This is a genomic window from Mycolicibacterium sichuanense (assembly GCF_033741125.1).
Lineage (GTDB): Bacteria > Actinomycetota > Actinomycetes > Mycobacteriales > Mycobacteriaceae > Mycobacterium.
This window is the reverse complement of record NZ_JAWQPU010000003.1, coordinates 583,034-591,552: the sequence shown is the minus strand read 5'-3', so window position 1 is coordinate 591,552 and position 8,519 is coordinate 583,034. Positions and strand designations below refer to the sequence as shown.

General features: G+C 69.6%; 6 protein-coding genes. 2 read left to right on the top strand and 4 right to left on the bottom strand.

Features of this window, described 5'->3' with window-relative positions:
* Positions 1–65: 65 nt before the first annotated feature.
* The 4 genes from SBI80_RS13265 to SBI80_RS13250 all read right to left on the bottom strand — a co-directional run bounded on the left by SBI80_RS13265 (position 66) and on the right by SBI80_RS13250 (position 4,609).
* Positions 66–1,832: a DUF3556 domain-containing protein gene (locus SBI80_RS13265; RefSeq protein ID WP_318975202.1), complete on the bottom strand. Its 1,767-nt coding sequence runs from the start codon at positions 1,830–1,832 to the stop codon at positions 66–68.
* 67 nt (positions 1,833–1,899) lie between these two features.
* On the bottom strand, positions 1,900–3,177 hold the full coding sequence (locus SBI80_RS13260; protein WP_318975201.1) for a WS/DGAT domain-containing protein: 1,278 nt from the start codon (positions 3,175–3,177) through the stop codon (positions 1,900–1,902).
* 35 nt (positions 3,178–3,212) lie between these two features.
* A complete protein-coding gene (locus SBI80_RS13255; protein WP_318975199.1) occupies positions 3,213–4,106 on the bottom strand; it encodes an alpha/beta fold hydrolase in 894 nt (297 codons plus the stop codon).
* A 29-nt stretch (positions 4,107–4,135) separates the two neighbouring features.
* Positions 4,136–4,609: a VOC family protein gene (locus SBI80_RS13250; protein ID WP_318975198.1), complete on the bottom strand. Its 474-nt coding sequence runs from the start codon at positions 4,607–4,609 to the stop codon at positions 4,136–4,138.
* A 106-nt stretch (positions 4,610–4,715) separates the two neighbouring features.
* On the opposite strand from SBI80_RS13250, the gene SBI80_RS13245 reads away from it, so the two are divergent.
* Both SBI80_RS13245 and SBI80_RS13240 read left to right on the top strand, forming a co-directional pair.
* Positions 4,716–5,585 carry an alpha/beta fold hydrolase gene (locus SBI80_RS13245; protein WP_318975197.1) on the top strand — a complete coding sequence of 290 codons (870 nt, stop codon included), beginning with the start codon at positions 4,716–4,718 and terminating at the stop codon, positions 5,583–5,585.
* Entirely contained in the window at positions 5,582–8,518 is a 2,937-nt protein-coding gene (locus SBI80_RS13240; RefSeq protein WP_318975195.1) for an aminotransferase, read from the top strand. The genes SBI80_RS13245 and SBI80_RS13240 overlap by 4 nt, the downstream gene beginning before the upstream one ends.
* Position 8,519 lies beyond the last annotated feature (1 nt).

Genomic DNA, 8,519 nt, shown 5'->3' with positions numbered 1-8,519 from the left:
GGTCCATCTCTACAATCACCATCGACCCCACACCGGCATCGGCGGCAAGTCACCCATCGAACGCCTCAGCGTTCACAACCTGCCCGTGAAGAACAGCTAGTTCGCCCCGACCACGTCGGGTAGACCGGCACCTCGTCGTCCCACGGCTGGCGCGTGACCATGTCGGCCACCCGGACGATGCCGCGCTCGAACTCGCCCGTGGCGGCGTCCACCAACCGGTACTCCTGCTGCTGCTGGTGGATGGGCTGGGCATCGAGCATCACGATGCGCACCTCACCCGGCTCGAAGTGGCACCGCTGCTGCAGTGCCTCGACGAGTTGCTCGTTGCTCATGTGGCCGTCGCCGAAGTTCCATCCGATCGCGGTGCTGACGAGCCGCTCCCCGTCGGTCAGCGTGTAGTCGGCCTCGTCGCGCCCGGCCATCGCCCGATGGGCAAGGGTGAACATCGCCCGGCCGTGAGTATTGAAGGCGCGGAACGCATATCCCATGTACATCGGGATCTGCGCGGCCTCCTTGCTGCCGTAGAACTTCTCCAGCTGCGCGGCCGGCATGCTGGCGATCGCGACGATGCCGTTGGCGATCTTCGCCTCCGCCGAGGGCGTAAGACACCACAGCGAGGTGTCCCAGTTGCCCGCGTAGTACCGCATGCCTGGCAGGAAGGACACCTTGCGCGGGAACAGGTTTCCCAGCGCGACCGTGCCGGCGAGCACTGCGAACAGCACGGCCGGCCACGGTGTCGTCAGATCACCGAGGCCGACCTGCGCGCGGCCGACGAACAATGTCAGCACGCCGAAGATCATGAAGACGTTCCACTCCAGCGGCACGCCCATCGGAATGGACGACAGGATGCCGAAGTGAAAGCAGATCATCACGATCGCGGCGATCGTCGTCGGCCAGCCCCCGTGGGAGAAGAACAGCACCAGCGGCACCAGCATCTCGATGGCGGTGCTGACGTGCGCGACGATGCGCGACAGCCGCCCGGGGCGCAGGTCGTCGGGGAAGTGCTCGAAGAACTTGCGCTTGATGGCCTTGGGCCGGAACACCGGGTTGTTGCTCATCATCGTGGAGATGACGAACGGGAAGTGCTTGTTGAGCTTCGAGGTCGCCGCCCCCATCCAGATGACGAGGCAGACGATCTTGGCCGCGATGATCATGTCGACGCCGAAGCCCGCGAACAGGAACGCCACCGTGAAGGACCCGTAGACCTCGCCGCGGGCGGCCAGGAAGATCACCTTGTCGCGCAGACCCGCCACCGCGAGCAGGCCGAGCACCGCCCAGATCTGCCAGGCGGGTAGCACCCCGACCTCGGTCCCGAGCGCCGGGACCGGGCCGGTGCCGTCGGAGCACAGCGCGATGACGAGCACCACCAGCAGCGCCCCGTAGAGGGCGACGTCCACCGGCGTGCGGCCGCTGCCCCTGGTCAGCGGGATGCGGCCGGGCCAGGGTGGTAGGCGGATGGTGCCCGGCCGCAGCCAGTAGAGGATGGATCCCATCGGCGGGAAGAAGCGGTTGTTGAGCGGCCCGAAACCGCAGCCGAGGCCGATGACCTCGAACAGCATCGTGTACAGCACGACCTTCTCGAACACGATGGGTTCGGCGTACCAGGATCCGACGTTGGTGAACCCATCGATCCCCGTCGTCCCGAGCGCGACGAGCCAGCCGCCGAGCACGTACAGCAGGATCTTGACCACGTAGAAGAGGTGCAGCGCGACGGGGGTGCCAAAGCCCACCTCGGCCCAGTGCCGCGCCATCGGGACGATCCGCTCGGCCCGGGTGCCCTTGCTCCACTCCTCGAAGTCGATGACGGGCACTTCCTGCTTCAGAAAACCCATGACGTTCAGATTAGAACGTGTTCTAGATTCGGTGGCGGCATTCGTCCGGTTTCGCCGTCGGGCGGGGTCAGCGCGAGGGCAGCGCCGCCTGCAGCCGCGCCAGGTAGTCGTCGAGCCCGCCAGCCCCGCCCAGTGCCGAGTCGGCCGCATGCACGCCGATCGTCACGGTGTCACCGACTCCGACGACGACGTGCGTCAGCCCCATCATCGGGGACAGCGCCGCGAACGCCGACGCCATGACCACGGGCGCCCCGCCGAAGCCGAAGTCCGCCGCCCCGCAGTTGACACTGGACACCACGGTATTGCCGGTCACCGCGTCCACCCTCAGGTACGGATCGAAACGCCGCATGCCCCAGCGCAACAGCGACGCGGGTGTCGAGGCGAACGCCAGGTCCGAGGCGCGCATCGCAACGTGGGCAGCACGGCGTCGGCGCGCGGCGAGCTCATCGGCGATCATCTCCATCCGGTCCCGCCCCGGCAGGTCGGGGTGAAGGCCAATGCCGACGTTGCCGAAGTGGTTGTACGCCAACCGTGGTGGCGACTTGGCCATCGGCACCTCGGCGCCGAGCGCCGACGGGTCGTCACCGAGCGCGCGCAGCTGCCCGGCCAGCGCCGTGGAGATCGCGGCGAGCGCCGCAACGGTCACCGTCGGTCCGCCAAGCGCCGAGCGGGGCCGGACGACCATGCCGAGGCGGCGGGCACCCGAGGGCAGGCCGTTGGTGCGCAGCAGCGGCCTCGGACCAGCCGGACCTGGCACGCCGCCGGCTGCCTGGTCGGCGAGCAGCTCGCGATGGGCCCGCGCAGCCCGGATCCCGTTGCGCACCATGGCCCATGGGCCGGCCTCCGGCGGGTGGACGTCGGGCACTGCGACACCCGGCCTGCCGAAGATCAGCGCGGCGTGCGCCGAGGTGCGGCCACCACCTCCGAGGGCGTGCGAGATCTGCAGTACCGCAACGGTGCCCGCCCCCGAAACCCCGGGCATGCCGACGACGTCGGGGAACACGTGCAACCGCCAGGCTCGGTCGGCAGCGTCCACCTGATGGCCCATCAGTGCACCGACCCCGGCCAGGCAGCCGGCCCAGGTGCGGTCGTCGAGGTCGTGGACCACGAACTGCGACCGGTCGACGTCGCGACGCTCCCAGGCCGGGTAGTGGCACGACCCGCGGTCGTCGACGCGCAGCGAAAGGTCCTGGCATCCGCGCGCCCTCGCCCGCACCTCGGACAGCGCGTGCTCGAGGTCGCTCGCGACGCCCGCGAAGCCGAACAGCAGAAAGGTGTCGTTCGGCATGGTCGGCGCCAACCAGAACGTCTGCGCGTCGATCGGCGCGAGTCGCCGTACGGTCATGGGTCCAAGGCTAGCCACCCGGGGCTCGAGGACCGCTAGCGGCCGATGAAGTCCAGGATGAGACGGGCGACCTCATCGGGCCGGTCGAGTTGCATGAAGTGTCCTGCGCCGCCGACGATCTCGGCCACACTGCCGGCAGGCAGCGCGGGCCGCACCCACCGGGTGTAGTCCGCCGAGGCGCAGCCGTCCTCGGCGCCGTGCAGATACAGCGTCGGCAGCACCAGCCGGGCCAGCCAGTACTCGTGCAACTCGGCGTAGCGGGCCGGCGGCCGGCTCCCCCGGATGGTGGCCCGGTAGTAGCCCAGGGCCGCCCGCCAGTTCTGCGGTGCCCCGATGGCGTCGAGCACCAGGGCCACGTCCTCGGCCGCGTCGTAGGTGGGTGACCATTGCCGCCACAGCCGGGGCACCACCCATCGGGCGGACCGTTCTGGCAGGAGCGGCAGCTGGAAGTAGGCGATGTACCAGCTGCGCAGCAGCTGGCGCGGCAGCCGGGCGGCCAGCCGGGCGACGTCGGGCACCCGACCGCGGAACGTGCCGGCCGGGGGCACCGACATGATGACGGCCTTGGTGAACGGGCCGTCGGGCATGGCGGCCAGCCCGGCGCCTGCGATGGCACCCCAGTCGTGGCCGACGAGCACGTCGCGACCCGTCGCGCCCGCGGCCTCGAGCACCCGCAGTGCGTCGTCCATCAACGCCCCGACGTGATAGCTGCCGTCCACCGACGTCGACGACGGGGCGTAACCGCGCATGAACGGCGCGACCACCCGCCAGCCCGCGTCGACCAGGTGCGGGGCGACCTTGCGCCAGCCGTGCGCCGTGTCCGGAAAACCGTGCAGGCACAGTGCGATCGGCGCGTCCTCCGGCCCCCAGGACAGCGCCCGCAGCTGCACGTCGGGCGTCGGGAGGTCGATCCATCGTGGTTCGGTCATCTCGATCACCATAGAACTCGAGGCGTCGGTCACACGTCGCGGACGGCGGCCTCCAGATCGGCGATCACGATCTTGCGCATCGCCAGCATCGCCGTGGTCGCGGCTGCGGCCTTGGCCGGATCGGGATCACCGGTCAACTCCAGCAGCCGGTCGGGGACGATCTGCCAGCTGAGCCCGAAGCGGTCCTTGAGCCAGCCGCACTGCGACTCCTCGCCACCGTCGAGCAGGCGGGTCCAGTAGTGGTCGACCTCGTCCTGGTCGGCGCAGTGCACGACGAAGGACACCGCTTCGGTGAACGGGAACAGCGGGCCGCCGTTGATGCCGACGAAGCGCTGGCCGTCGAGCACGAACGATCCGGCCATCACCCGGCCGGGTGTGCCGGGGCCGGTCTCGGTGTAGCGGGTGAACCCCTCGACGTGGGAGTTCGGGAACACCGCCGTGTAGAACGCGGCCGCCTCCTCGAGATCGTCGTCGAACCAGAGTGATGGCGTGATCGATGGCATGGCTCTCGTCTCCTGTCGCAATGCGGTCCTGGAATCAGACCCATGACATCGGAGGAACTCATCGCACTGGGTAACGTGAGCGCGGGCTCGGCGGAAGGAAGTGCGGATGTCAACGAGCAGGGCGAGCAGCACCTCGGCGGTGGTGGAGTTCCGCGGCCGCGACGATCTGACATTGGTCGCCGACGAGTGGAACCGCGACGCCGACCTCGACGCGGACCGCCCGAGCATTCTGATGCTGCACGGCGGTGGCCAGAATCGGCACTCCTGGAAGAACACCGGCCAGATCCTCGCCGACGGCGGTTTCCACGTCGTCGCGCTGGATAGCCGCGGCCACGGCGACAGCGACCGCTCGCCCACCGCGAGTTACTCCGTCGAGTCGCTGTGCGCCGATACCTTGCAGGTGATCTACCAGATCGGCCGTCCGACGGTGCTGATCGGCGCCAGCATGGGCGGGCTCACCGGCATCCTCGCCGCGCACGAGGCGGGTGCGGACTTCGTCACCAAGCTGGTGCTGGTGGACGTGGTGCCGCGGTTCGAGAAGGACGGCAGCGCCCGCATCCGCGACTTCATGTTCAGCGGCATCGACGGCTTCGACTCACTCGACGAGGCGGCCGACGCCGTCGCGGCGTACCTGCCGCACCGCAGCAGGCCCCGCAGTCCGGAGGGGCTGAAGAAGAACCTGCGGCTGCGCGGCGGCCGGTGGTACTGGCATTGGGATCCGGCGTTCCTCACCAAGCCGGGCGACGATCCGTTCGACCGGATGGACCAGCTGGAACGCGCGGCGATCAACCTGGAGATCCCGATTCTGTTGATCCGCGGCAAGCTGTCCGACGTGGTGAGCGCCGAGGGCGTGCAAGACTTCCTGACGAAGGTGCCGCGCGCGGAGTTCGTCGAGCTGAGCGACGCGGGCCACACCGCGGCCGGAGACGACAACGACGCCTTTAGCGAGGTCGTCGCGGACTTCGTGTCCCGATGAGCGGCAAGATCAACACCGTGGGCTTCAACTTCCTCGAACAGCCGGAGCTGCCGGCACCTCGCGTCACCGAGCAGCAGGCCGAGAAACTACTGGCGGCGCACTACGGGCTGAGCGCGCGGGCGGAATCGCTTGGCAGCAACCAGGACAAGAACTTCCTGGTGTTCGGTGCCGGTGAGCAGCCCGCCGGGGTGCTGAAGATCGCCAACCCCGCCTTCACGGCGCTCGAGTTGGCCGCCCAGGATGCGGCGGCCGCACTGATCGCCGACGCGGAGCCGGCACTGCGCGTCGCGGTGCCGCTTCCCAACCTCGACGGTGAGGTCTCGACCTCCGTCGACGACCTGCTCGGCGGCACCGCGCACGTGCGATTGTTGCGCTACCTGCCCGGCGGCACCCTCGTCGGCCTCGGATACCTGGCGCCGAGCGTGGTCGCGAAGATGGGTGAGGTGGCGGCCCGGGTCAGCCGGGCACTCGCCGACTTCCACCATCCGGGTCTGGACCGCGCCCTGCAGTGGGACCTGCGCCACGCGCACGACGTGGTGGCCTCGCTCGCCTCGCACGTCGAGGACCCCGTCCTGCGAGCCCGCATCATCGCGTCGGCCACCGAGGCCTGGGACCGCCTCGTCCCGCTGGCCGACGAACTACCCTGCCAGGCGGTACATCTCGATCTCACCGACGCCAACGTCGTCGCCGCCGCCCCCGGTGGCGGTGCGCTCCGGCAGCCGGACGGCATCATCGACTTCGGCGACCTGTCCGACACCTGGGCGGTCTCCGAGGCAGCCATCACCCTGTCGTCGGTTCTCGGTCACCCCGGATCGTCGCCGACCTCGATCCTGCCTGGCGTCAAGGCCTTTCATGCCATCCGCCCGCTAAGCGCCGCGGAAGCCGACGCCCTTTGGCCACTACTGGTGCTGCGCACCGCGGTACTGCTGGTCAGCGGCGCCCAGCAGGCGCTGCTCGATCCGGACAACGACTACCTGACCAACCAGTCCGATGACGAGCTGCGGATGTTCGAGCGCGCCACGTCCGTTCCGGTGGACCTGATGACGGCCGTGATCCGGGCCGAGCTTGGCCTCTCCGCCACCCCAGCGCCGGTCAAGGGTGCGGCGTTGATCGATGGTCTCGACGCGGAAACCGTTCGCACGCTCGACCTCTCCACGGTCTCCGAGGTCTTCGACACCGCAGCGGAGGGCCCGTGGGACCAGGCCTTCCAGGACGGATTGGCGCACCAGGCAATCGACGACGGCGCGACGCTCGTCGTCACCCGGTTCGGCGAGGCGAACCTGACCAGGGCGCCGCGGCTGAGCCAGGACTCACCCGACGTCGTTGCCACCGGCATCTCGCTTTGGCCCGCCGACACCGTCACGCTGCGGGCGCCCTGGGCTGGTGAGATCGATTCGCACGACGGTGGATTCACGCTGCGCGGCCCCGAATACGAGCTCACCGTCTCCGGGACGGCCGCAGCCACCGGCGCCCTCGAGGCCGGTGCGCCGGTGGCGACGCTGACCGGGGGCGGCTGGACCACCATTGGGGTGCGACCGACGGGCGCCCCCGTCGCACCCGCCTTCTCCAGCGCCGAGCTCGCGCCCGGCTGGGCGGCGCTGACGCGTGACCCGCGGCCGCTGCTCGGTCTGTCCGACGTGCCCGACACCGCGGCTCGAAACCTGTTGGCGCGCCGCGACGAGAGCTTCGCCCGCGTGCAGGAGCACTACTACGCCGATCCGCCGCAGATCGAGCGCGGGCGTCGGCACCATCTGATGTCGACCGCGGGCCGGGTGTACCTCGACATGGTCAACAACGTCACGGTGCTGGGGCATGCGCATCCGCGGGTGGCCGACACCGCCAATCGGCAGCTGCGCCGGCTGAACACCAACTCCCGGTTCAACTACGCGGCGGTCGTCGACTTCAGCGAGCGACTGGCCGCCCTGCTGCCGGATCCGCTGGACACCGTGTTCCTCGTCAACTCCGGTTCGGAGGCAAGCGATCTGGCACTGCGGTTGGCGATCGCGGTGTCGGGCCACCGCGACGTGATCGCGGTCGGTGAGGCCTACCACGGGTGGACCTACGCCACCGACGCCGTGTCGACCTCGACGGCCGACAACCCGAACGCACTGGAGACCCGGCCGGACTGGATCCACGTGGTGGAGTCGCCCAACAGCTTTCGCGGTACCTACCGGGGCGCCGACGCCGCCCGGTACGCCCTCGATGCGGTCGCCACGATCGACGAGCTGGTCGCAGCGGGCCGGCCGCCCGCCGGGTTCATCTGCGAGTCGGTGTACGGCAATGCCGGTGGCATGGCCCTGCCCGACGGGTATCTGAGCCAGGTCTACGCCGCCGTCCGCGCGGCGGGCGGTTACGCGGTCGCCGACGAGGTGCAGGTCGGTTATGGCCGGTTGGGCGAATGGTTCTGGGGCTTCGAGCAGCAGCAGGTGGTGCCCGACATCGTGTCGATCGCGAAGTCGACCGGCAACGGCTATCCCCTCGGTGCCGTCATCACCAGCCGGGCGATCGCGGACGCGTTCAGCTCGCAGGGGTACTTCTTCTCCTCGACCGGCGGCAGCCCGCTGTCCTGCGCGATCGGGATGACCGTCCTCGACGTGCTCCGCGACGAGGACCTGCAAGGGAACGCCTCCCGGGTCGGCAGGCATCTCAAGTCTCAGCTGCTGAAACTGCGCGAGCGTCACCCGATCATCGGCACGGTGCACGGGATGGGGCTGTACCTCGGCGTCGAGATGGTCCGCGACCCGCAGACGCTGGAGCCCGCCACCGAGGAGACCGCGGCCATCTGCGACCGCATGCTCGAGCTCGGCGTGGTGATTCAGCCCACCGGCGAGCGGAAGAACATCCTCAAGACCAAACCGCCGCTGTGCCTGGACATGGCGGGCGCGGACTTCTACGTCGCGGCACTGGACCGCGTGCTGACCGAAGGCTGGTGAA